The following is a 23990-nucleotide window of genomic DNA, read 5'->3' on the forward strand; positions in this document are numbered from 1 at the left end:
TGTTTTGCACAAATCAAAAATGGTTTTATATTTGCACCCGCAATAAGCACGGTACCTTAGCTCAGATGGTAGAGCAATGGACTGAAAATCCATGTGTCCCTGGTTCGATCCCTGGAGGTACCACAAAACCCGAATAGCAATATTCGGGTTTTTGTTTTTTATACTTTTTGTTAAGGCTACACAAAATCCGCAAAGCTTTTAAACATTCCCTATATTGACATTACTTTCCGCACTTTGTGGTTAAACAACTAACAATGCAATGTCAATAAATAAATATATTTTGTTAAAAAAGTACTAACTGAATAAAAAATTATCCTCTATATTCGTAAAATCATATTTTTAGTTTCTAATAATTATTAAGAACATAAATCTATTTTATGAGTAAGACTTCTACTAAAGGGATTTGGAAAGTTATTTCGGCCTCTTCTATGGGCACCATGATTGAATGGTACGATTTCTATATTTTTGGAAGTTTAGCTGTTGTTATTTCTACTAAATTTTTTCCAAGTGATAATCCAACTGCTGCATTTTTATCTACTCTGGCCACTTTTGCAGCTGGATTTGTAGTAAGACCTTTCGGAGCTTTGTTTTTTGGAAGACTCGGAGATATTATTGGCCGAAAATATACGTTTATGGCAACGCTATTACTAATGGGAGGTTCAACTTTCTTAATAGGCTGTATTCCGAGTTATGAAACTATTGGTTTTTTAGCACCTTTATTAGTTTTGATTTTACGTTTATTGCAAGGACTTGCACTTGGCGGTGAATATGGCGGCGCAGCAACTTATGTAGCCGAACATGCTCCAGTGGGTCAAAAAGGATATTGGACTTCTTGGATTCAGACCACAGCTACTGTTGGATTATTTATTTCTTTAATGGTTATTTTGGCAACAAAAAGCATACTTTCGTCAGAAGCTTTTGATGTATGGGGATGGCGTGTTCCTTTTTGGGTTTCTATAGCAATGGTTGGCGTTTCGTATCTTATTAGAAAAAATATGGATGAATCTCCTGTTTTTGCAAAAGCCAAAAAAGAAGGAACAACAAGTGCTAATCCGTTAAAAGAAAGTTTTGGAAACCGATACAATTTAAAATTTGTGTTGCTGGCTTTGTTCGGTGCGACAATGGGACAAGGTGTTGTTTGGTATACTGGACAATTTTATGCAATGAGTTTTATGAAAACGGTTATGAATGTAGATTCATCTCAGGTTGATAGTTTACTTGGAATTGCATTGCTTCTGGGAACTCCATTTTTTATTGTTTTTGGATGGTTAAGCGATAAAGTAGGCCGAAAATATATTATGATGTTTGGAATGCTTCTGGCAATATTATTCTACAGACCAATTTATAAGATGATGTATAACACAACCGACATTTCATATAAAACTGAAATTGTAGAAAAAACCACACAAAGCACTGAAACAACGAAAGATAACAACAAAATAACCACTATATCAAAAACTTTTACTGACGGTACTACGTATATTCAAAAAAAGACAGATTTTAGCAATGCGAAAGAATCTCAAACCAGTACTGTAATCAATATTAATTCTTCTGATGAGTGGACGTTGATTTTTTTGGTTTTTATTCAAGTAGTATTTGTTACAATGGTTTATGGTCCGATTGCCGCATTTTTAGTAGAAATGTTTCCAACTAAAATTAGATATACGTCAATGTCACTTCCTTATCATGTAGGAAATGGAATTTTCGGAGGATTATTACCGGCGATTTCAACGTATTTTGTAACGCATGCCAAGGCAGCCGGAAAAAGCGATTTTTACCTTGACGGACTTTGGTATCCTATTATTATTGCTTCTATCTGCTTTGTAATTGGAATGATTTACGTAGACAATAAAAATAAAACTAACCACCTTTAAATATTAAAAAAACATGGACAAAATCAAACAAGCATTAGGCGTTTTATGGGTTATTTTAGCAATTGCAGCTGCTTATTTCTGTGTGTTTGAATTTGGCTTACCAAAATTATTATCAGATCAGCAGGATGATTTGGTTTTCGGGATTATCATACTCTTTATCCTGACTCCGCTGATTGTTTTAGGCTTAGGAACTTTTGGTTATTTTGCCGTGATTGGAGAATATAACGATAGAAAAAGATAAACAAAAACAATAAACAACTAAACCAGAAAAGGGCTGTCTATTTTTCAATAGAACAGCCCTTTTGCATTACTAACCAAACCAAATTTTTAATCTGTTAGATATATTTTCAAGATTTATTTTTTAATAAATTTCATTACCTGAGTTTTATTATTCTCGTCTGAAGCTTTTACAATGTATAATCCTGCTTGTAATTCACTCACTCCAAATTGGAAATCTTTATTGGTATTTGAGGCAAAACTTTTCACTAATTGCCCCGAAAGCGAATACACTTCAACTTTTGCAAAAGCAGTATTTAAAGTAAAATAATTAGAAACTGGATTTGGATGAAGATTTACTGAATTTCCTTTTTCAAAATCTTCTATTGCCAGATTTGCCGTTTTGTTTCCGTAAATTCTGTATTCTCCTGGATTCAGGCTTATTGGTGTGTTTACATTGGCAACAGTAATGGTTGTATTATCCATTAAATTATACCATGTTCCAGTATATTGAAATCCTGTTGCAACATTTTGTGTTGTAGTATCAAAATTGGCGATAATGACAACATCTTTTAATTGTGTTGCAGCAAGGCTCGCATTTGTAATTTTTATATTTACACTTAATGAGTTTGCATTTGCAATTGTTGGCGTTCCTAAAAACACAGGCTCGGTTGTTTTAAGGGTAATCATTTTTGCCCAATCATTGTAAATCTTGCTGCGGTTTGAATCGCCTAACCAGTTTTCTGTCCATTGAGGTTGTGGTTTTGTATCTAATTTACAATCTCCCTGAAGTGTTCCTGATTCATCATTTACCGTTCCGTTGTTGCAAGTAAAAATAGAATCATCCATTCCTAATTCTCCAAAATGCCAGATCATTTTTGGTCCTGGAACCAATAACGAAACTGCTCCAATTGCAGACATTCTTGATAAAGCCGTATTTAATGTTTTTACATTATAAGATCCATTTGAAGCTCCGTATTGTACATTTTTATACATTAAACGTTCTTCATCATGACTTTCAGCATATCCCATTAAACGATTTGCTGTAAAACCACGGCTTGAACTTGCCATTCTTGAAATGTTACTATCTGTAGCATATCCCATTGATAATTGATTGTAAGGATTGGTCATTTTTCCCCACATCATAATTCCCTTGCTTGGCGTTTCATTAACCTTATAATCTGCCCATTGTTTTTCTTCAGTATCTGTACCTAAATGTTCAAAAATAGTATAATGTGTTGGGTCGATACTCCATGAAAAATCAGCGTATTTTTTCAAAATATCCACTCTGTCCTGCTGATATGCATTTGTACAGCTTTCATCAGATGCTGTACAAGCCTGAGTGAATCCTTTAGTTAAATCCCAACGGAAACCATCGATTTTATATTCTTCAATCCATTGTTTGATAACACGATTCACATAGTATTGTGTTTTTAAAGACTGGTGATTAAAATCTTCCCCTACGCTATAACTATGTTTTGCAGTCATATTAAAATATGGATTTTCGGCCGAAGGAGATCCGAAACCATCTCCATCAGGATCTGTCATCCACATTCTTACCATTGGATTTCGTCCAAAAGCATGATTTAAAGCAACGTCAAGAATTACTGCAATTCCGTTCTGATGATACAAATCGATAAGTTCTTTCAATTTATCTGAAGTACCATAAAATTTATCCAAAGCCATATGAAATGAAGTATTGTAACCCCAGCTTTCATTACCTTCAAACTCCATTACCGGCATTAATTCGATCGCATTAATTTTCAGGTTTTTGAAATAATCGATTTTATCAATTAAACTTTGATAATTTCTTGCTGCATCAAAATCGCGAACTAAAACTTCATAGACCACCAGTTTTTCTTTTGCCGGCTTCACAAAATTGGTAACCTGCCAATTGTAAGGAGTCTGCCCTGTTTTTAAAACCGTAACTTCAAATTGTTGTCCAATAGGATAAGCAGGTAAATTTGGGTAAGAAGTACTTGGAATCCAAGGATCATCATATGGTGATAAAACCAAAGTAGAATACGGATCAGCCGTTTTTACCATTGCAGGTGAATTAGCAAGCGGAGTTGCATCTACAACCCAATATTGATAGGTATTGTTGACACCAGAAACCAATCCAGTTAATTCCAACCAGAATTTTCCTGACGCTGGATCTTTTTTCATGGCATACGCCGATGTTGGCTGCCAATTATTAAAACTTCCAGCAACATAAACAAAATCTTTTAAAGGCGCATCCAAAACCAAAGTTGCTTTTGTAGCATCTGAAGCATTGTAATTAATACCATCAACCAAACCAGCCGGCATCGTTTGAGAAACTGTATTTGGGTTTACCACTACTGAAAATTTCTTCGAAATTGTCGTTGCTCCTTGAACTGCAATTAATTCATAAGTCTGATTTCCGGTAACATTCGTATGCGTATAAGAATAAGCAGAAGTACTTGCATTAGTATTCAAAGTTACTCCATTCGCTTTTAAAGTATAACTAGCTGCTCCGTTTGTATTTGTGGCTGTAATATTAAAATTCGTTCCAGAAGAAATAATTGTAGTACTGTTTTCTATGGGAGAAGTCAAAGAAACTTGAAAAGATCCTACTTCAACTAAAATATCCTGAGATTTTTTATCGCCAGTACCATCTTTTGCTTTTACAAGAAAACCAATTCTGCCTATTCCGTTTCTGTTAAAATATACAGATGGTGTGAAGGTTTTTGTATATGTATCTGTTCCTGCGTTGTATGTAAATTTGCTGGCTTCATTTGAAGCAGTCCAAGAACCATTGGACGGAGAATCCATTTGATTTGTATCGTTTACATCATAAGACCAAGACCAAAGGTATAAAGCATGAGTTGCACTTATTCCCCACGAAGTTTCATCGACACTGCTACCATTAATTGTAATTGTAATTGATGTAGTATCATCAAATGTTGCAGGATTTATTGTGTATGTTACTGTCTGCACTTGAGCAGAAACAGCAAAAGAAAGCAATAAAAATAGTATTAGTAAAGTTCTTTTCATAATATAGTGGTTAGCTAAATAGTTAGTTGGATTAAAAAAGGGCTATCTGGAGATAGCCCTTTTTCAGTTATTAACTGAAGTTTTTATTGATTAGGAATCATCACATAACTTCCGTCTAAATCATTAAAATAAATTAGATATTTAGATTTTGATACTGGAATATTATCTCCTGTTCCACCTCCAGAGAAAGCTGTTTTACCTCCCCATGAAACATCCCAAGCATCATTTGCTCTAAATTTCATTTCACCATCATTTAGTGAAGTTACACCCAGTGTCCAAATGTGTGCATTGAAAGAAGATTTTACCATTGCAGTAGAAGCATCCCATCCTTTAGAAGTAGCACTTCCGATGATACCTACTGTAGAATATATCGGAGCTGTAGCACCAGCAGCGTATGGTTCAAATGTATAGGTTAACTTTTGAACATCCATTTTAAATTTATAGTATCCATCAGCAGGTACTTCAATGCTTGCAGGATCAGCGTCGCCGTCTGTCGCTCTATAAACTAAAGCACCATTAGCACCTCCATACATTGGAGCCCAACTTCCTAAGTTTTTAATGGTTTTGAAATATCCTTTTTTAAAGAATCCTGTAAACACATACTCATTAGCATTTGTTCCGCTTCTGAATAAGATTTGGTTTCCTTTATTATTATCCCATCCAGAAACTGTAGCATCACCAACTAAATACCAATCTGAGAAATTATAGTCAACTTTCCCAACATAAGGAGTTACCGAAATTGTGATTACACCTTTTCCGGTTTGCACAAATCCTCCAGACACATTAGAAGCAATTTTTACATCATACATTGCAGCAACTTCTGGTTTACCACCTAGATCAATTGCAGTTTGATTTAAGTCTTTTGCTAAGATAGAAGCTTCTGTAACATTAGTTGTAACTGCAAGTGTTTTAGCCGCAGTAAAATCTCCTCCTTTTTTATCAATCAACAAAGTATATTTTATTACAACATTTGTTGAATATTCTGCTGCCGACCAAGCAAACTTAACTACTTCTTGTTGTGCTTTTTCAACATCCAAAACATAAGCCTGCCCTGTTGCAGGTGCAGTAATTTCTGGAACTTTAACAGAATCCAGAACTGGTCTTTCATCTACAGCATCAGCATTACATGAAACCGCTAATACACCAATAAATGCGATTAAAATTTTATATATATTTTTCATATTACTGTCTTATATAGATATTAGTAACCTGGATTTTGTTTCAAAGTTGGATTTGCCTGAATTGTTTTAGCAGGAATAGGCATAAGATCTCTATATGACTCTGTAGCATTCCCATTCATCGTACCACCTTTCCACTGCCAGATTTTATCTCCACCTGTGAATTTACCAAAACGAATTAAATCTGTTCTTCTATGGCATTCCCAAAACAATTCTCTTCCTCTTTCTGCTAAAATAAAATCAAGATTCAAATTTGCAGCAGATATTGTAGCCGCTTGTGCTCTTGTTCTAATTTGGTTAATATAACCTACTGCGGTTGCAATATTAGCGGTACTAGCTCCTCTAACTGCTGCTTCAGCATACATTAAATAAGCATCAGAAATTCTGAAAACAGGAAAATCTGTATCTGGAATGTCTGTTCTTTGAGCTGGGGAACCATCAGATTTTTTGTTAATATATTTAGTTACAGCGTAACCATCTGTAAAAGTTCCAACATTGTTAATATCTAAAGACTGACCATCAGTATAGAAAGTTCCTCTTTTATCTGCTGTCGCTGTCGCATCAGGGAAAAGAGCTACAAACTCTTTACGAGTTCTAATACCTTGCCATCCTCCGTCCATACCTCTTGAAGCCGCATCCATGCTTCCTCCAATAGAGGCATGAAGAATAAAACTCATTCCTCCACCAGTAGCTCTAATTGCATTTCCATCACTAATGATTGGGAAAATAAATTCGTTTTGAGCACCATTTTTGTCATTATCTGCTGAAAATAGATAAGTATAAGGAACGTTTGCAAATGTGTATCCTGAATTAATGATTTCAGTACATAAAGTACCTACTTCATTATTTCTTTCTGTTCCAGTATATACTTTAGAGTTTAGATAAATCTGAGCTAATAAAAATTTAGCAGCCACTTTATCAATTCTTCCATATTCATTTGTTCTTGCGTTTGGCAGACTGCTGTCTAAATCTTTTAATTCAGATTCTACAAAAGCAAAAACTTCTGCTCTTGATTTTTGTACTGGATAAAAGAATCCTACTGGATCTGCTTCTGTAGTAATTGGCACATTACCAAACAAATCCATTAAATTAACATAAGAAAAAGCTCTTAAAAAACGTGCTTCAGCTCTAAAAGTGGCGATTTCAGCTTTTAAATTAGCATCAACACCTCTTGCATTAAGTTTTTCTTCAGTAGTTTGTCTCAAAAACTCATTTGCCAAACTGATATGATACGATGCTCTAGAATAAGTTCCGTATAAAAACTCATTTTGAGGAGACCATGTTTGTGTATTTAAAGTTGGTAAAGTACCATCGGCCCAAGCAATAATAGCTTCGTCTGTTGTAAATTCTTGAGTTACAAAAAGAAGACGTAAGTAACTGCTGAAATCTCCACTAAGACCCGCAATATCTGCCTGTCCATCACCGTCATTACCTCCTACATATAAACCAGCGTATAGTTTTGCTAATACTTGTTTGTACGATGCAGGATCCTGAAAAAAGGTTTCAGATAAAAATTCATCATCATCCTTTGGCGTAACGTTTAAATCGTCCGTACACGAAGTAAACGTCATACTTATTCCTAGAATGAATAGAAAGAAATAAGATATATATTTAAATGATATTTTCATTTTGTATGTTTTAAATTTTGTTTTTCAATGTACTATTAGAAACTTGCATTCACTCCAAACAAGAAAGTTCTAGCTCTTGGATAAACGTTACCATCAATTCCGTTGAATTTCTCCGGATCTAAACCATCATATTTTGTAAGTACAAAAACGTTTTGAACACCTGCTGAGAATCTTAAAGATGCCGCTTTTAACAAAGCTTTATCTAAAGTATAACCTACAGTTACGTTGTCTAATTTTATGAAAGAAGCATCTTTTACATAGTAATTAGATAAATAACGTTGAGTTCCATTATCTTCATAAGTAAATCCTGTATTCAAGTAATCTGAACTTACGTTTGATAAATCTGTTTGTCTTCTTAAAGCAGCATCAGAATACCCCATATTAGAGTTTACGTTATCAAAAATGTAATTTCCTAAACTTGCTCTCCAGTTCATTGTAAAATCAAACTTTTTGTAGTTTAAAGTAGAGAACAAACCAAATGTATAATCTGCTGTTGGTTTCTTGTATCTGTAACGATCTGAAGCATCAATCTTACCATCTCCATTTCTATCTACATAAGCTCCTGCAATTGGCTTTTTGTTTGCATCATATAATTGTTCGTAAACAAAAAATGAATTTGGAGCATAACCAACAGTATTGATCAACACTTTATTTCCATTTCCTCCTTTAATATTATCTCCTACTTCGTAACCTTGGAAACCTTCAACTGTTTGACCTAAACTTTCAATTTTTTGATCTAAATAAGTAGCATTAACTGCAACATTCCATGTTAAGTTATCTTTCTTAATAATATCCGATTGAAGACTGAATTCAAGACCTTTAGTTCTTAAATCACCAATATTATTAAATCCTTGATTTCTTAAGTTAGCTCCGTCAGGAACCAATACATCAGCTAATAAATCTGATGACTTTTTATCAAAATAGTTAATAGATCCAGTGATTCTATCTTTTAAGAATCCAAAATCAAGACCAATGTTCATCTCTGCCAACTCTTCCCATTTGATATTTTGATTATATCCTTCTGGTCTAGCTGTTCTATAAACAACACCATTAAATACATACTGAGTATTAACTGTACCAAGTGTTACTCTTCGTAAATAATCGTACTGAGCAGAAATATCCTGCTGACCCGTTGTACCATAACCTACTCTCAATTTTAAACTTGAAAGTGTTTCGTTATCTTTTAGGAATGACTCTTGAGCGATATTCCACGCAAAAGCACCTCCCATAAAATTACCCCATCTGTTTTCTTCAGAAAAACGTGAAGTTCCGTCTCTTCTGTAGTTTAAAGTCAATAAATATTTGCTATCCCAACCTAAATTCAAACGACCAAAAAACGATTGTAAATTGATGTCTGGATCAGTTATAACATCTTCATTTCTAGTTGCAGCTGGCTGTGTAAGTGCTCCAGACTGGTATTTTTCTTTTTGAAACAACTGATAGTTATAACCAGCTGTAGCGTCTAATTTAAGTTTTCCTAAATTTTTGCTGTAAACAAAATAAGTATTTAAATTTTTGTTTTGAAGATCGTCAGTGTAAGTATCATAGTTTCCTAAATTTACCCAGTTCCCACTGCTGTAAGGATTTGGTTGGTATCCTAAAACGCTTTCTGTACTTTGTCTATTGTAACCGCTGCTGTCAAATCTATCAATACCAGCTTCTGCCACAACTCTTAAATCTTCAAAGAAGTGGAATTTATAGTCAATACTAATATTACCCCATTTTCTGGTAGATTTAGATCTTTTGTCTTCTTGATTTATTCTCGCAAGCGGGTTTTTAGCAGGTAATAAGGCTACGTTTCCGTTTGATTCTAACCATTCAAAATATCCTCCATAACGAGAACCTGCCTGATAAGGAGATTGTGTAGGATCAAAGCTAATTGCCGAACCAATAACTGCGTCTTCATCTTGAAATTGATTTTTGCTGAAAGATAAATTTCCGCTAATATCAATTTTTAAGTGATTATCAAATAAAACTGGATTTAACGATATCGATGTCGTAGTTCTTTCAAAAGAAGTATTTCTTAAAATTCCAGGATTATCAACATTTCCAACAGATAAACGTACTGGCAATTTATTAAATAAAGCACCGCTTACAGAGATATTATTGTTTGTTGTCAAAGCGGTGTGGAAAATTTCTTTCTGCCAGTTTGTACTTGCTGTGCCCATTAATGCTTTTTGAGCATCAGATCCTTTTTCATTTACAAAAGCACGGAACTGATCTGCATTTAATACATCAACTGTATTAGCTATTGTATTTACACCAACTTGTGAACTAAAATTAACTTTTACACCACCCTTAGTTCCTTTTTTAGTAGTAATTACGATTACACCATTTGCTGCACGAGAACCATAGATTGCAGCTGCAGAAGCATCTTTAAGAACTGTAAATGACTCAATATCATTAGGATCAATTGTAGATAAGATACTTGTAGCACCACTTGGAACCGCATTACTTAAAGGAAGTCCATCTAAAATAATCAATGGATCATTTGAAGCACTTAAAGAAGATCCTCCACGAATTCTAATATCAGCTTTTGCTCCAGGAGCACCTCCTCCAACAACATTCACACCAGCAATACGTCCGCCGATTAAACTTTCTGGAGTTACGTTAATTCCTTTGTTAAATTCTTTTGATGAGATTTGAGATACAGATCCTGTTGCATCTTTTTTCTTAACAGTACCATAACCTACCTGTACTACAACTTCTTGAAGCTGGTTTGTATCTTCTTCTAAAGAAACGTTAAGAGTTTTTTGACCAGCGTAATCAATCGTTTGCGTTTTGTAACCAATAAAAGAAACTACGATTTTACTTCCGCTTTTAACATTTGACAGCTGGTAATTTCCATCAAATCCTGTTGATGCACCATTTGGAGCACCTTGTACATTTACATTTACTCCCGGTATTGGCTGACCTGTCGCTTTGTCTACAACAGTCCCTGTAAGAGTGTTTTGAGCTAACACACTAAAAGGCAACAATAGGAATAAAAATAACAACTTTTTGTAAATTGTTTTCATACTTTTTGTTTAAATTAGTTTGAGTTTGTGATTGTTAGTTAAGTTTTTAATTTTACTTCGAATTCCAAAATTATGAATTTATTAACATGCTCAACGAGAGACAATTTTTATTACTTTACGAAAACGTGGTAGTGTTGAAAACTTTCTATATTTTGTAATCTTTTAGCGTTAAAATTGTCAATTATAAAAATATCAGATACCTTTATTATTAATTAGATTTTTTTCAACTAATACCATGAAACGCAAAATAACCCTAAAACAGATCGCAAAGGAATTAGACGTATCCATTTCAACTGTCTCTAAATCACTTCGAAACAGTCTCGAAATTGGAGAAGAAACACGTCTAAAAGTTCAGGCTTTTGCGAAGTTTTACAACTACAAACCAAACAACATTGCCCTTAGTTTAAAAAACCGAAAAACAAAAAGTATTGGTATCATTATTCCCGAAATTGTACATTATTTTTTCTCTACTGTAATCAATGGAATCGAACAGGTTGCCAACGAGCACGGATACAGTGTAGTTATTTGTGTGTCAGACGATTCTTTCGACAAAGAAGTTCTAAATATGGAGATGCTTGCCAACGGAAGTATCGACGGTTTTATCATGTCTCTTTCTAAAGAAACTCAGTACAAAGGCGACTTTCATCATATCACCGAAGTAATCAATCAAGGAATGCCCGTTGTAATGTTCGATCGTGTTACAAACGACATTTTATGCGATAAAGTTATTATTGATGACAAAGCCGCTGCGTATGAAGCTGTTCAAAGCTTAATTGACAGCGGACGAAAAAAAATTGCCTTAGTGACAACAGTGGATTATGTAAGTGTGGGTAAGCTTAGAACCGACGGTTACGAAAAAGCACTTCTCGACAATGGAATTCCATTCAATGAAGAATTAATTATTAAAATTGAAGATGTAGAAACCTGCGAAATAACCATCAGCCAGCTTTTACATGAAAGAGCTTTTGACGCCGTTTTTGCTGTAAATGAGCTTTTTGCCGTAACTATTATCAAAACAGCTAACAAAATGGGATTAAAAGTTCCTGAAGATTTAGCCGTAATTGCTTTTACTGACGGAATTATTTCAAAATACTCAACACCAACTATTACGACTGTAAGCCAAAGTGGTGAAAAAATGGGCAACAAGGCTGCTAAAATGCTTATTGAACGCATAGAAGCCGAAGAGGACGATGATGAAGAACATACCGAAAATTACACCACAGAAGTTATAGAAACACATCTCATAAAAAGAGAATCTACTGACTAATTTTCTTAAAATCAATAAATTCCAAAGCCATAAAAAATATTTATGGCTTTTTTATTAGCGTAAATAAAAAAATAATTTATACTTTTACGCCCGTCAAGGCTTTTAGTTTTACTTCGAAAAAAACAGTAAGTTTTGATAAGCAAAGCGCTTATCGTATAATTTTCAAATTACGATAATGGAAAAGCGTAAATTAAGTTTCTGGGAAATTTGGAACATGAGTTTCGGTTTCTTGGGAATACAAATGGGATTTGCACTTCAGAATGCAAATGCCAGCAGAATTCTTCAAATTTTTGGTGCCGATGTACATGAACTTTCATGGTTCTGGATTATTGCTCCCCTAATGGGATTAATAGTACAGCCTATTATTGGTCATTACAGCGATAAAACCTGGGGAAGATTCGGCAGACGAAAACCTTTCTTTTTAGTAGGAGCCGTTTTAGCTTCGGTAGGATTAATTTTAATGCCGCAAGCTAATATTTTCATTTCTGTTTTACCTGCGTTATGGGTTGGAGCCGGAATGTTAATGATCATGGACGCTTCTTTTAACATTGCGATGGAACCTTTCCGCGCACTTGTTGGAGACAATTTAAGAACAGATCAGCGTACTGCAGGATTTAGTATCCAAACTTCATTAATTGGTTTTGGAGCCGTAATTGGTTCAGCACTTCCGTACATTTTAACGAAATATTTTGGTGTGCCAAACAGCACAGTTCCAGGAAGCGTTCCGTTAAATTTGACTTTATCATTTATCATTGGTGCCGCCATTTTAATTGGTTCAATCTTAGTAACCTTATTCACAACCAAAGAATATTCACCAGAAGAACTGGCAAAATTTGAAGATCCTCAAAATAATGTGATTTCTGATTCTGAGGAAAAATCAAAAATCACAGACATCTTTACTGATTTTGCAAAAATGCCTGTCACAATGCGTCAGCTTAGCTGGGTACAATTCTTTTCATGGTTTGGTTTATTCGGAATGTGGGTTTTTACAACTCCGGCTATTGCGCATCATATTTACGGATTACCATTAAATGACACTTCAAGCCAGCAATATCAAGATGCTGGAGACTGGGTCGGAATTCTATTTGGTGTTTATAACTTAGTTTCTGCTATCGTCGCTTTGTTTTTCTTACCCTACATCGCTAAAAAAATCGGTCGAAAAGCAACTCATTCACTTTCATTAGTAATTGGAGGAATTGGTTTAATCTCCATTTATTTTATGCCAAATGAAGACTGGGTTGTATTACCAATGGTTTTAATTGGAGTTGCCTGGGCAAGTATTCTCGCTATGCCGTACGCCATTCTTGCAGGATCTATAACTCCTAAAAAAATGGGTGTTTATATGGGAATCTTCAACTTCTTCGTTGTTATTCCACAGATTGTAAATGCATTAATTGGAGGTCCAATCGTAAAATATCTTTACAACGGAGATGCCATTTATGCTTTAGTTACAAGCGGTGTCAGCTTTTTGATTGCTGCTGCTTTAGTTTCTAAAGTAAAGGACGTAGACGACTTTTCTCAAAAATCATAATTTAAGATAATTTCCCCCTAAGATGAACAAAAAAGCATTTATATTCGACTTGGACGGCGTAATCGTTGACACCGCTAAATACCACTTTTTGGCGTGGCAAAAAATCGCTCAGTCATTAAATATAAACTTTACACACGAGGACAACGAACTTTTAAAAGGCGTAAGCCGAGTTCGCTCGTTGGATATTATACTTGGATTAGGCAATGTTCAAGCTTCGCAAGAAGACAAAGACAAATGGCTGATTCAAAAAAACGAAGATTACTTATCTTATTTAGTAGACATGGATGAAAGTGAGATTCTTCCAGGAGTTTTAAAAATTCTAAAACTATTAAAAGAGAAAGATCAAAGAATTGCATTAGGTTCTGCCAGTAAAAATGCAAGACCAATTTTAGAAAAAACAGGCATCATCTCTTACTTCGATGTTATTGTTGACGGAAACGACGTTACCAATGCAAAACCAGATCCTGAAGTTTTCTTAAAAGCGGCTCAATCGTTAAACATTGACCCAAAAAATTCAATTGTATTTGAAGATTCTGTTGCCGGAATTCAGGCAGCAAATATCGCAGAAATGGTAAGTGTTGGAATTGGTGAGGAAACAATTTTACATGAAGCTGATCATATTTTTAAAGATTTCACCTTTATGGAAGAAAGCTTTATAGAATCATTGATCAACAAATAAAAAAATTAATCAATCATAATCAATCAATCACAAAAAACACTGTAAAAACAAATGAATCAAGATTATATAAAACCAGACAATTGGTCCATAATAGAAGAAGGATTTGATGTCGAGAGAGTAAAATCGTCTGAAAGTCTTTTTAGTATCGGAAACGGTGCTATGGGACAGCGTGCGAATTTTGAAGAAACATATTCTGGCGAAACTTTCCAAGGAAGTTACATTGCAGGTATTTATTATCCAGACAAAACAAAAGTGGGCTGGTGGAAAAACGGTTATCCGAAGTATTTCGCCAAAGTTTTAAATGCTCCAAACTGGATTGGAATTGATATCGAAATCAACGAAGAAAATCTTGATTTACACAATTGTACCGAAGTTAGAAATTTCCGCAGAGAATTGAATATGAAAGAAGGATGGTACAATCGTTCTTTTGAAGCTGTTCTTAAAAACGGAACTGAAATCGCAGTAAATATCCGTCGTTTTCTTTCCTTAGATTTAGACGAAGCCGGAGTAATCAAATACGATATTACACCTTTAAATAAAGATGCAAAAATCGTTTACAAACCATATATAGATGCTGGTGTAACCAATGAAGATGCGAACTGGGAAGAAAAATTCTGGGAACCGCTTGAAGTTAAAAAAGGTACAAATGAAGCTTTTGTAACCGCTCAAACTTTCAAAACGCATTTTAAGGTTACGACTTTCATGCACAATACGATTTTGGCAAATGGTGAAGATGCTCATATTTCACCTTCAACAATCGATTCAACAACAGATAAAGTTCAGTACACTTACGGAACTATTATCGCAAAAGGACAAACCTCAACAATTCAGAAAATTGGAGGTTATACGGTTTCTTTAAATCACGAAAATACTTTAGCCGGAGCAGAAAAAGTAATTAAATCTGCTGTCGCTTTAGGTTACGAAACGCTGCTTCAAAATCAAATTGATGCTTGGGCAAAAATTTGGGAAATGTCAGACATTACGATTGAAGGTGATGTTAAAGCACAGCAGGGAATTCGTTTCAACATTTTCCAATTGAACCAAACGTATTCAGGAAAAGACAGCCGATTAAATATTGGCCCAAAAGGATTTACTGGAGAAAAATACGGCGGATCTACTTACTGGGACACTGAGGCATATTGTATTCCGTTTTACATGGCTACAAAAGATCAGCAAGTGGCAAGAAACTTATTGACATATCGTTACAACCAATTGAATAAAGCGATTGAAAACGCCAAAGACAATTTAGGTTTCAAAAATGGTGCTGCTTTATATCCAATGGTGACCATGAATGGTGAAGAATGCCACAACGAATGGGAAATCACACACGAAGAAATTCATAGAAACGGAGCGATTGCTTTTGCCATTTACAACTATTACCGTTACACGGGAGATTACTCTTATATTCCCGAAAAAGGTTTAGAAGTTTTAATCGGAATTGCGCGTTTCTGGCATCAGAGAGCTTCTTTTTCTAATGAAAAAAATCAATATGTAATTCTTGGAGTTACAGGTCCGAACGAATACGAAAACAACATCAACAATAATTTTTACACCAATTATATTGCAAAATGGTGTATTGATTTTGCTTCGGAACAAATTGAAAAAGTCGCTTCAGAATATCCTGCAGATCACAAAAGAGTGATGGAGAAAGTTACTCTTTCATCAGCAGAAATTCAAAAATGGAAAAAAGTGGCAGACAATATGTACTTTCCAATTTCTGAAAAACTTGGAATCTATTTACAGCAAGATGGTTTCTTAGACAAAGAATTAGTTCCTGTAAAAGATTTAGATAAATCACAGCGTCCGATCAATCAAAAATGGTCTTGGGATCGTGTGTTACGTTCGCCATACATTAAACAAGCCGACGTTTTGCAAGGTTTCTATTTCTTTGAAGATCATTTTTCGAAAGAAGAATTAAAACGCAATTTCGAATTTTACGAATCATTTACAGTTCACGAAAGTTCGCTTTCGCCTTGTGTGCACTCAATTCAAGCTGCAGCTTTAGATAAAATGGATATGGCATATACCTTTTATCTAAGAACATCTCGTTTGGATTTGGATGATTATAATAAAGAGGTTGAAGAAGGTTGTCATATCACGTCAATGGCCGGCACATGGATGAGTATCGTGGAAGGCTTTGGAGGAATGCGTGTTAAAAATGACCAGCTTCATTTCTCACCAAAAATTCCAAAAGAATGGAAAGGGTATTCGTTTAAAATCAATTTCAGAAATCAAATTTTGAAAGTTGCTGTAAATCACAACGAAACCACTTTTACTATAGACGGCGATCAGGATTTAACAATTGTAGTGAATGGAAAACCACAAACAATAAGTAAATTCGCTCAAATAAATTAAATTACATACTCTAAAATCTAAAAAACATGAAAAACTTATTTTTCGCAAGTTTAGTTTTGTTTGCGGTTAGCTCCATTGCTAAAGCGCAGCAATTAAAATCTCCCGAAGGCAAGTTCGTAATGGAATTTTCGCTTCAAAGCGACGGAACTCCAACTTACAACTTAAAATACAAAAACAAAGAAGTTGTAAAAACCAGTAAATTAGGTCTTGAACTTAAAGATGATAAAAAGTCTTTATTGAACGACTTTACAATTGCTGACACTAAAACCTCAACTTTTGATGAAACTTGGAAACCAGTTTGGGGCGAAGTAGATCATATTAGAAATCACTATAATGAGTTAGCAGTAACTTTAAACCAAAAAAGTACAGACAGACAAATCGTAATTCGTTTCCGTTTGTTTGATGATGGTTTAGGTTTCCGTTATGAATTTCCAGCACAAAAGAATCTTACTTATTTTGTAATCAAAGAAGAAAGATCGCAATTTGCCATGACGGGAGATCACACTGCTTTCTGGATTCCTGGAGATTATGATACTCAGGAATACGATTATACAAAATCTAAATTATCAGAAATTAGAGGTTTATCTCAAAAAGCATATACTGCAAACGTTTCTCAAAAATCTTTTTCTCCAACAGGAGTTCAGACTTCTTTGATGCTGAAAACGGCTGACGGAATCTACATCAACCTTCACGAAGCGGCTTTGATTGACTATTCTTGTATGCACTTGAATTTAGACGACAAAAACTTAGTTTTCGAATCTTGGTTAACTCCAGATGCAAAAGGAGATAAAGGTCATATGCAAGCACCAAATCACTCGCCTTGGAGAACCATTATCGTAAGCGATGATGCTAGAGAAATCTTAGCTTCAAAAATGACTTATAACTTAAACGATCCATCAAAAATTGAAAATACTTCTTGGATTAAACCTGTAAAATACGTTGGTGTTTGGTGGGAAATGATTACAGGAAAGAGCTCTTGGTCATACACAAATGATTTCCCAACAGTTCAGTTAGGTGTTTCTGACTTTTCAAAAGCAAAACCAAACGGAACACACGGAGCAAACAATGCTAACGTAAAAAAATACATTGATTTCGCTGCTGCAAATGGATTCGACGCTGTTTTAGTAGAAGGTTGGAACGAAGGCTGGGAAGACTGGTTTGGACATTCTAAAGATTACGTATTCGATTTCTTAACGCCTTACCCAGATTTTGACGTAAAAGGTTTGCACGAATACGCTAAATCTAAAGGTATAAAAATTATCATGCACCACGAAACTTCAGGTTCTGTTCGTAACTACGAGCGCCACATGGATGCTGCTTACAAATTCATGAACGATAACGGATACGATGCTGTAAAAAGCGGTTACGTAGGTGATATTTTACCAAGAGGTGAAAACCACTACAGCCAATGGATTGTAAACCACTATCAATATGCAATCGAAAAAGCGGCTGATTACAAAATTATGGTCAACGCTCACGAAGCTGTTCGTCCAACAGGAATCGCAAGAACGTACCCTAACTTAATTGGAAACGAGGCGGCAAGAGGAACAGAATACCAAGCTTTTGGTGGTTCTAAACCAAATCACGTGACTGTTTTACCTTTTACAAGATTAATCGGTGGTCCAATGGATTATACTCCGGGAATTTTCGAAATGGATATCAGCAAAATGAATCCAGATAACAAATCGCATGTAAACAGTACAATCTGTAACCAATTGGCTTTATACGTTACCATGTACAGCCCGTTACAAATGGCTGCTGATACTCCAGAAAACTACAACCGTTTTCCAGATGCATTCCAGTTCATTAAAGATGTTGCTGTAGATTGGTCAGAAAGTAAATATATCGAGGCTGAGCCAGGAGATTTTATCACTGTTGCCCGTAAAGCAAAAGGAACAAACAACTGGTTCGTTGGAAACGTAAACGGAGAAACTGCACGTACTTCAAACATCGATTTCAGTTTCCTTGAAAAAGGTAAAAAATATACCGCAACAATTTACGCTGATGCAAAAGATGCGCATTACAAAACAAATCCGCAAGCTTATACCATCAAGAAAATTGCTGTAACCAATAAATCAAAATTATCTCAATTTTCTGCTCCTGGAGGAGGATATGCGATAAGTATCATTGAAACCAAATAACACTTTAAAAGGCAAGTAATTTCCCCCAAGATTACTTGTCTTTTTTTAATCTGATATATTTTGAAAACCTTACAGGAAAACATAATATGAGAAATACCATCTAAACATCAATTCAATCAGATCAAATAAAACATTGATTTAAAAATTAGTTTTAAGAATCAAATTATCCATGTAAGAAACTTTATGATTATTTTAATGTAGGAAAAAACATATTATTTTACTTTTAATTTAAATTTGCTCAAGATTTCGAAAGTCGAAATTCAACAATTACAAATTAATATAAAATGAAAAATATTATAGGTTTCCTTTTAGCATCCTTACTGATTTCATGCCAACAAAAGAATGAGCAAATTGTTAAAGTAAATAATCAAAATCAAGTTCAAATTCAGAATAAAAAATCAAATGAACCGGACGAAATTCCTGCAGATAAAGCATTTTTTTCTGTTTATGATCTATCAAAGAAAACAACTGCCATTGTAGTGAATCTGAATGACAAAAACACTTATAATGGAGCAATGTTTAATAAGGTTTTCAACGAAGTAAGCACAAAAGATTCTATATACAAATTTATAGAAGATCCTACTGCTGTTAGAAATCAAAACCTTGAATACTATGATACATTAGGAGTTTACAAACTGACAAAAAACAAATCATTAGAAAATCAGATTAAAAAAATCATTCAACCTAGCTATTATGTTTATGGCACAAAAGGATTTTCAAAAATCAATATAAAAAACGTTGTTTATGCAATTGACGAATGCTTTACAAATATTATTGCTTTTCCAATTGAGAATTTTGACACCACTAAAAACGGAAAGCCAATTTTTTGTTCCTCAAAATTATTAGCAATAGAATACAGAAAAAATTATTCTGATATTGAGAAAAAAGTACAAGAATACGACGAAAAAGAAAATAAAAAACTAGATTATAAAGATGATATTAAAACGAAAATATTTGCAAATATTGGAGACGCTTATTTTTCGTATAATGATGATTTTGTCTGGGGAAAAGATTTTGAAAAAAGGAAATCTAAATTTCCTAAAAGAACAATATATATTGTAAAAAAGGATAAACCTATAAATAAATTCTGGGTCAATGGTTTAGACTTGCTCGGAATCAATTGTATTTAATAAAAGAGCTTATTAGCTTTTTTAATTACACTATCAAACCAAAATTACTATGAAACCTTTAAAAACAAAATTTCTAAAAATAAGTTTTTGTACAATAAAAACAGTAATTATTGTATTATTATTTTCCGCTTCCGCGAAAGCGCAAATCCAAAAAGTAGAACCACCTTTCTGGTACGCAGGAATGAAAAATTCGGAACTGCAGATTATGTTCTACGGAAAAAATATTTCGCAATACGAAACTTCGGTTTCCAACAATGTTGCGATTAAAAATGTCGAAAAAACAGAAAACCCAAACTACCTTTTCGTAACTATTGATACGAAAGATGTAAAAGCTTCTGAATTGGTTTTCTCTTTTAAAGACAAAAACAAAGTTGCTTTCAAACAAAAATATACGCTTAAAGAAAGAAGAGCCAATTCTGCCGATAGAAAAAGCTATGATGCCTCTGATTTAATTTACTTAATCATGCCAGATCGTTTTGCTAACGGGAATCCAAAAAATGACAGCGATCCTTCTTTAACTGAAAAAGCAAACCGTCAAGATCCAAGCGGACGCCATGGCGGCGATATCGAAGGAATCATCAAAAACTTAGATTATATTTCGGCTCTTGGTGCAACAACAATCTGGAGCACGCCACTATGCGAAGACAACGACAAACAGCATTCGTACCACACCTACGGACAATCTGATGTTTACAGAATTGATCCGCGTTACGGAACAAATGAAGATTACGTTCGCCTATCTTCTGAAATGCATAAAAAAGACATGAAACTGGTTATGGATTATGTAACCAATCACTGGGGAATTACGCACTGGATGGTGAAAGATTTGCCAACAAAATCATGGCTGAACCAATTTGAAAATTACACTCAAACACACCACAGACGTGAAGTAATTACAGATATCCATGCTTCAAAAATCGATCAGGAAGTTTGTATTGATGGCTGGTTTGTTCCTTCAATGCCGGATTTAAATTTAAGAAATCCGCTTGTTGCTAAATACTTAACTCAAAACGCTATTTGGTGGATTGAATATGCAAATTTGGATGGTTTCCGTGTAGATACTTATAACTATTCAGATAAAACGGCAATGGCCAATTGGGCAAAAGCAATTACAACTGAATATCCAAATTTTAATATTGTGGGAGAAATCTGGATGCACAACCAAGCGAATTTAGCTTTTTGGCAGAAAGACAGTAAAATTGGAGCAATCGAAAACTACAATTCGAATCTTCCAACTGTAATGGATTTTACGCTTCAAAGCCAAATTACTTCTGCTTTCAACGAAAATGAACCAAGCTGGGACAACGGATTGATTAAATTCTACAACAATTTTGCAATGGATTTTTTATATCCAAACCCGAACAACATTTTAGTTTTTGCCGAAAACCACGATACAGATCGTATGAATCATAATTTCAAATACGATTTACCAAAATACAAACTGGCAATGACTTTATTGGCTACAGTTCGCGGAATCCCGCAGATTTATTACGGTTCAGAAATTGGAATGGGCGGTGATAAAAGCAAAGGTGGAGATGCCGATATTCGTCAGGATTTCCCAGGCGGATGGGCTGGCGACAAAAACAACGCTTTTACAAAAGAAGGAAGAACTCCAGAACAAGCGGCGTATTTTGATTTCAGTTCAAAATTATTCAGTTGGAGAAAAACAAACGAAGCAGTTCATTTCGGAAAAATGACACATTATATTCCTGAAAATAACACCTATGTATATTTCAGATATACCGATGCTAAAACCGTTATGGTAGTTTTCAATAACAATGCAAAAGAGCAAGTTGTTAAAACAAACCGTTTCAAAGAAAGCATCAAAAACTTCAAATCAGGAAAAGATGTTATTACAGGAAAAACATTCGATTTAGCTTCTGAAATTACGCTCGAACCAAAATCAGCTCTGGTTTTAGAATTGGAATAAAACTTTATTTAAACACATAGAAACATAGATTTTCCAGCTCAACAAAAAGCGTTTCACTTATTTTAAATAAACATAGTTTTTAGTATTTAAGCTATGTGTTAATGATTTAAATCATTTTCTTTAAATCTTTTCAAGACAAAGTAAAGCCTATGATTCTATGTGTTTAAAAATATTTCCAGCTACAAATTCAAGTTTTTTATCCCAAAAATGGTCAAAAAATAATTCGTGAATTCGTGGCGGAAATTTATAGACATGTTATGAAAAAATACGCTTTCCTTTTTTTATCTTTAGTATTCATAATTACGGGTTGTTCTGGCTCAAAATCAGTTACAATGAATAACGACAATACTTCGAAAATACCTTTCGTTTGGGAAGGAGCAAATGTTTATTTTTTACTTACAGACCGTTTTTACAACGGCGACAAATCAAACGATTTAAATTTCAATCGAACCAAGACTCCAGGAAAACTGCGCGGATTTGAAGGCGGAGACATTATCGGAATCACTAAAAAAATCGAAGAAGGCTATTTCGAAAAATTAGGAATCAATGCCATTTGGCTTACGCCAATTGTCGAGCAGATTCATGATGGCGTAGACGAAGGAACCGGATTGAGTTATGGTTTTCACGGCTATTGGGCAAGAGATTGGACTGCTCTAGATCCAAACTTTGGGACAAAAGAAGATTTAGCCAATTTGGTAAAAAAAGCGCATGAACGAGGAATCAGAATAGTTTTAGATGGCGTAATCAATCATACAGGTCCAGTAACTCCAGAAGATCCCGTTTGGCCTTCTGATTGGGTAAGAACTGGCGTTGTCTGCGATTACAAATCATTTGAAAATACTACCATGTGTACTTTGGTGGAAAATCTTCCAGATGTAAAAACCGAAAGCACTCAAAATGTGGAATTACCTCCTTTCTTAATTGAAAAATGGAAAAAAGAAGGTCGTTACGAAAAAGAAATTGCTTCTTTAAATGAATTCTTCAAAAGAACAGGTTACCCAAGAAGTCCGAAATATTACATCATAAAATGGCTTACTGATTACATTCTGGAATTCGGAATTGACGGTTACCGTGCCGACACTGTAAAACATACCGAAGAAGGCGTTTGGGCAGATTTTAAAAAAGAATGCGATTATGCTTTTGAAACTTGGAAAAAACATCACCCTTTACAAGTTCTAGATAAAAATCCATTTTATACAATCGCTGAAGTTTACGGTTACGGAATAAGTGGCGGACAGGATTATGATTTTGGAGATCGAAAAGTAAATTATTTCCAAAACGGTTTCAACAGCATGATTAATTTTGAATTTAAATGGAATGCGGCTCAAAGCGATTATGAAACCTTATTTTCGAAATATTCAAATCATTTAAATAACGAATTAAAAGGATATTCAGTTTTGAATTATGTTTCTTCTCACGACGACGGACAGCCTTTTGATGCCAATCGAGTAAAAGGTTTTGAAGCAGGAACAAAACTCTTGCTTTCGCCTGGAATGTCTCAGGTTTATTACGGAGACGAATCGAATCGTTCTTTGGTTGTTGAAGGAACTCAAGGCGATGCAACCTTACGTTCCAACATGAATTGGGACGACATTCAAAACAATCCTGATACAAAATTCATGCTTTCACACTGGCAGAAATTAGGTCAGTTTAGAAGGGATCACCCTGCAGTTGGTGCGGGAGTTCATACACAATTAAGCAGTCAGCCCTATTTATTTTCAAGAATATATTCTAGAGGATCATATACTGATAAAGTACTAATTGGTTTAGATTTGCCCGAAGGACGTAAAGAACTGTCTGTGTATTCTCTTTTCGAAAACGGAACTAAATTACGAGATGGTTTCTCTAATAAAGAAGCAGAAGTTATTGATGGAAAAGTAATTATCGACAGCGGATTTGGAATTGTTTTGCTCGAAAAAATTTAACCGCAAAGGTCGCAAAGTTTTACGCAAAGCACGCGAAGGTTTTTTAGCCACGAATTCACGAATTATTTTTTGACAATCTTCAGAAATAAAAATTCGTGAATTCG

General features: G+C 34.5%; 14 protein-coding genes and 1 tRNA gene. 11 read left to right on the forward strand and 4 right to left on the reverse strand.

Annotated elements, in window-relative coordinates; all coding sequences use genetic code 11:
- Positions 1 to 50 precede the first annotated feature (50 nt).
- The 3 genes from P2W75_RS02950 (at position 51) to P2W75_RS02960 (ending at position 2115) form a co-directional block, all read left to right on the forward strand.
- Positions 51 to 123 (forward strand) — tRNA-Phe (locus tag P2W75_RS02950).
- Positions 124 to 377: 254 nt separating this feature from the next.
- Positions 378 to 1874 carry an MFS transporter gene (locus P2W75_RS02955; RefSeq protein ID WP_276378840.1) on the forward strand — a complete coding sequence of 499 codons (1497 nt, stop codon included), beginning with the start codon at positions 378 to 380 and terminating at the stop codon, positions 1872 to 1874.
- A gap of 13 nt (positions 1875 to 1887) precedes the next feature.
- The gene (locus tag P2W75_RS02960; RefSeq protein WP_207298047.1) at positions 1888 to 2115 is read left to right on the forward strand and encodes a DUF6814 family protein; all 228 of its coding nucleotides are present in this window, start codon (positions 1888 to 1890) and stop codon (positions 2113 to 2115) included.
- A gap of 113 nt (positions 2116 to 2228) precedes the next feature.
- Here P2W75_RS02960 and P2W75_RS02965 read toward each other — a convergent pair whose 3' ends face one another.
- From P2W75_RS02965 to P2W75_RS02980, 4 genes are all read right to left on the reverse strand, one after another.
- On the reverse strand, positions 2229 to 5105 hold the full coding sequence (locus P2W75_RS02965; RefSeq protein ID WP_276378841.1) for an alpha-amylase family glycosyl hydrolase: 2877 nt from the start codon (positions 5103 to 5105) through the stop codon (positions 2229 to 2231).
- Positions 5106 to 5188: 83 nt separating this feature from the next.
- A complete protein-coding gene (locus P2W75_RS02970; RefSeq protein WP_276378842.1) occupies positions 5189 to 6286 on the reverse strand; it encodes a SusE domain-containing protein in 1098 nt (365 codons plus the stop codon).
- A 20-nt stretch (positions 6287 to 6306) separates the two neighbouring features.
- Positions 6307 to 7911 (reverse strand): RagB/SusD family nutrient uptake outer membrane protein, encoded by a 1605-nt coding sequence (locus tag P2W75_RS02975; RefSeq protein WP_276378843.1) that lies wholly within the window; start codon positions 7909 to 7911, stop codon positions 6307 to 6309.
- A 35-nt stretch (positions 7912 to 7946) separates the two neighbouring features.
- Complete coding sequence (locus P2W75_RS02980; protein WP_207298051.1) at positions 7947 to 10928, reverse strand: TonB-dependent receptor; 2982 nt, start codon at positions 10926 to 10928, stop codon at positions 7947 to 7949.
- Between the two features lie 235 nt (positions 10929 to 11163).
- On the opposite strand from P2W75_RS02980, the gene P2W75_RS02985 reads away from it, so the two are divergent.
- The 8 genes from P2W75_RS02985 (at position 11164) to P2W75_RS03020 (ending at position 23886) form a co-directional block, all read left to right on the forward strand.
- Positions 11164 to 12195, forward strand: coding sequence for a LacI family DNA-binding transcriptional regulator (locus tag P2W75_RS02985; RefSeq protein ID WP_207298052.1), 1032 nt, complete (start codon positions 11164 to 11166; stop codon positions 12193 to 12195).
- Positions 12196 to 12370: 175 nt separating this feature from the next.
- Positions 12371 to 13726 (forward strand): MFS transporter, encoded by a 1356-nt coding sequence (locus tag P2W75_RS02990; protein ID WP_276378844.1) that lies wholly within the window; start codon positions 12371 to 12373, stop codon positions 13724 to 13726.
- A gap of 22 nt (positions 13727 to 13748) precedes the next feature.
- Complete coding sequence (pgmB, locus tag P2W75_RS02995; protein ID WP_276378845.1) at positions 13749 to 14405, forward strand: beta-phosphoglucomutase; 657 nt, start codon at positions 13749 to 13751, stop codon at positions 14403 to 14405.
- 51 nt (positions 14406 to 14456) lie between these two features.
- Positions 14457 to 16760, forward strand: coding sequence for a glycoside hydrolase family 65 protein (locus tag P2W75_RS03000; protein WP_276378846.1), 2304 nt, complete (start codon positions 14457 to 14459; stop codon positions 16758 to 16760).
- A gap of 26 nt (positions 16761 to 16786) precedes the next feature.
- Complete coding sequence (locus tag P2W75_RS03005) at positions 16787 to 18901, forward strand: glycoside hydrolase family 97 protein (protein WP_276378847.1); 2115 nt, start codon at positions 16787 to 16789, stop codon at positions 18899 to 18901.
- Positions 18902 to 19185: 284 nt separating this feature from the next.
- A complete protein-coding gene (locus P2W75_RS03010) occupies positions 19186 to 20031 on the forward strand; it encodes a hypothetical protein (RefSeq protein ID WP_276378848.1) in 846 nt (281 codons plus the stop codon).
- 49 nt (positions 20032 to 20080) lie between these two features.
- The gene (locus tag P2W75_RS03015; protein WP_276378850.1) at positions 20081 to 21961 is read left to right on the forward strand and encodes a glycoside hydrolase family 13 protein; all 1881 of its coding nucleotides are present in this window, start codon (positions 20081 to 20083) and stop codon (positions 21959 to 21961) included.
- Between the two features lie 257 nt (positions 21962 to 22218).
- Positions 22219 to 23886, forward strand: a complete 1668-nt coding sequence (locus tag P2W75_RS03020; protein ID WP_276378852.1) for an alpha-amylase family glycosyl hydrolase — start codon at positions 22219 to 22221, stop codon at positions 23884 to 23886.
- The last annotated feature ends 104 nt before the right edge of the window (positions 23887 to 23990 follow it).

The organism is Flavobacterium sp. H4147 (assembly GCF_029360735.1).
Classification (GTDB): Bacteria; Bacteroidota; Bacteroidia; order Flavobacteriales; family Flavobacteriaceae; genus Flavobacterium; species Flavobacterium endoglycinae.

Bases quoted from the DNA above. Each gene is read 5' to 3' on its own strand.
- P2W75_RS03015 (WP_276378850.1), top strand. From the start codon at position 20,081: ATGAAACCTTTAAAAACAAAATTTCTAAAAATAAGTTTTTGTACAATA.
- P2W75_RS03005 (WP_276378847.1), top strand. From the start codon at position 16,787: ATGAAAAACTTATTTTTCGCAAGTTTAGTTTTGTTTGCGGTTAGCTCC.
- P2W75_RS02955 (WP_276378840.1), top strand. From the start codon at position 378: ATGAGTAAGACTTCTACTAAAGGGATTTGGAAAGTTATTTCGGCCTCT.
- P2W75_RS02985 (WP_207298052.1), top strand. From the start codon at position 11,164: ATGAAACGCAAAATAACCCTAAAACAGATCGCAAAGGAATTAGACGTA.
- P2W75_RS03010 (WP_276378848.1), top strand. From the start codon at position 19,186: ATGAAAAATATTATAGGTTTCCTTTTAGCATCCTTACTGATTTCATGC.
- P2W75_RS03020 (WP_276378852.1), top strand. From the start codon at position 22,219: ATGAAAAAATACGCTTTCCTTTTTTTATCTTTAGTATTCATAATTACG.
- P2W75_RS02960 (WP_207298047.1), top strand. From the start codon at position 1,888: ATGGACAAAATCAAACAAGCATTAGGCGTTTTATGGGTTATTTTAGCA.
- P2W75_RS03000 (WP_276378846.1), top strand. From the start codon at position 14,457: ATGAATCAAGATTATATAAAACCAGACAATTGGTCCATAATAGAAGAA.
- P2W75_RS02970 (WP_276378842.1), bottom strand. From the start codon at position 6,286: ATGAAAAATATATATAAAATTTTAATCGCATTTATTGGTGTATTAGCG.
- P2W75_RS02975 (WP_276378843.1), bottom strand. From the start codon at position 7,911: ATGAAAATATCATTTAAATATATATCTTATTTCTTTCTATTCATTCTA.
- P2W75_RS02965 (WP_276378841.1), bottom strand. From the start codon at position 5,105: ATGAAAAGAACTTTACTAATACTATTTTTATTGCTTTCTTTTGCTGTT.
- P2W75_RS02990 (WP_276378844.1), top strand. From the start codon at position 12,371: ATGGAAAAGCGTAAATTAAGTTTCTGGGAAATTTGGAACATGAGTTTC.
- P2W75_RS02980 (WP_207298051.1), bottom strand. From the start codon at position 10,928: ATGAAAACAATTTACAAAAAGTTGTTATTTTTATTCCTATTGTTGCCT.
- pgmB (WP_276378845.1), top strand. From the start codon at position 13,749: ATGAACAAAAAAGCATTTATATTCGACTTGGACGGCGTAATCGTTGAC.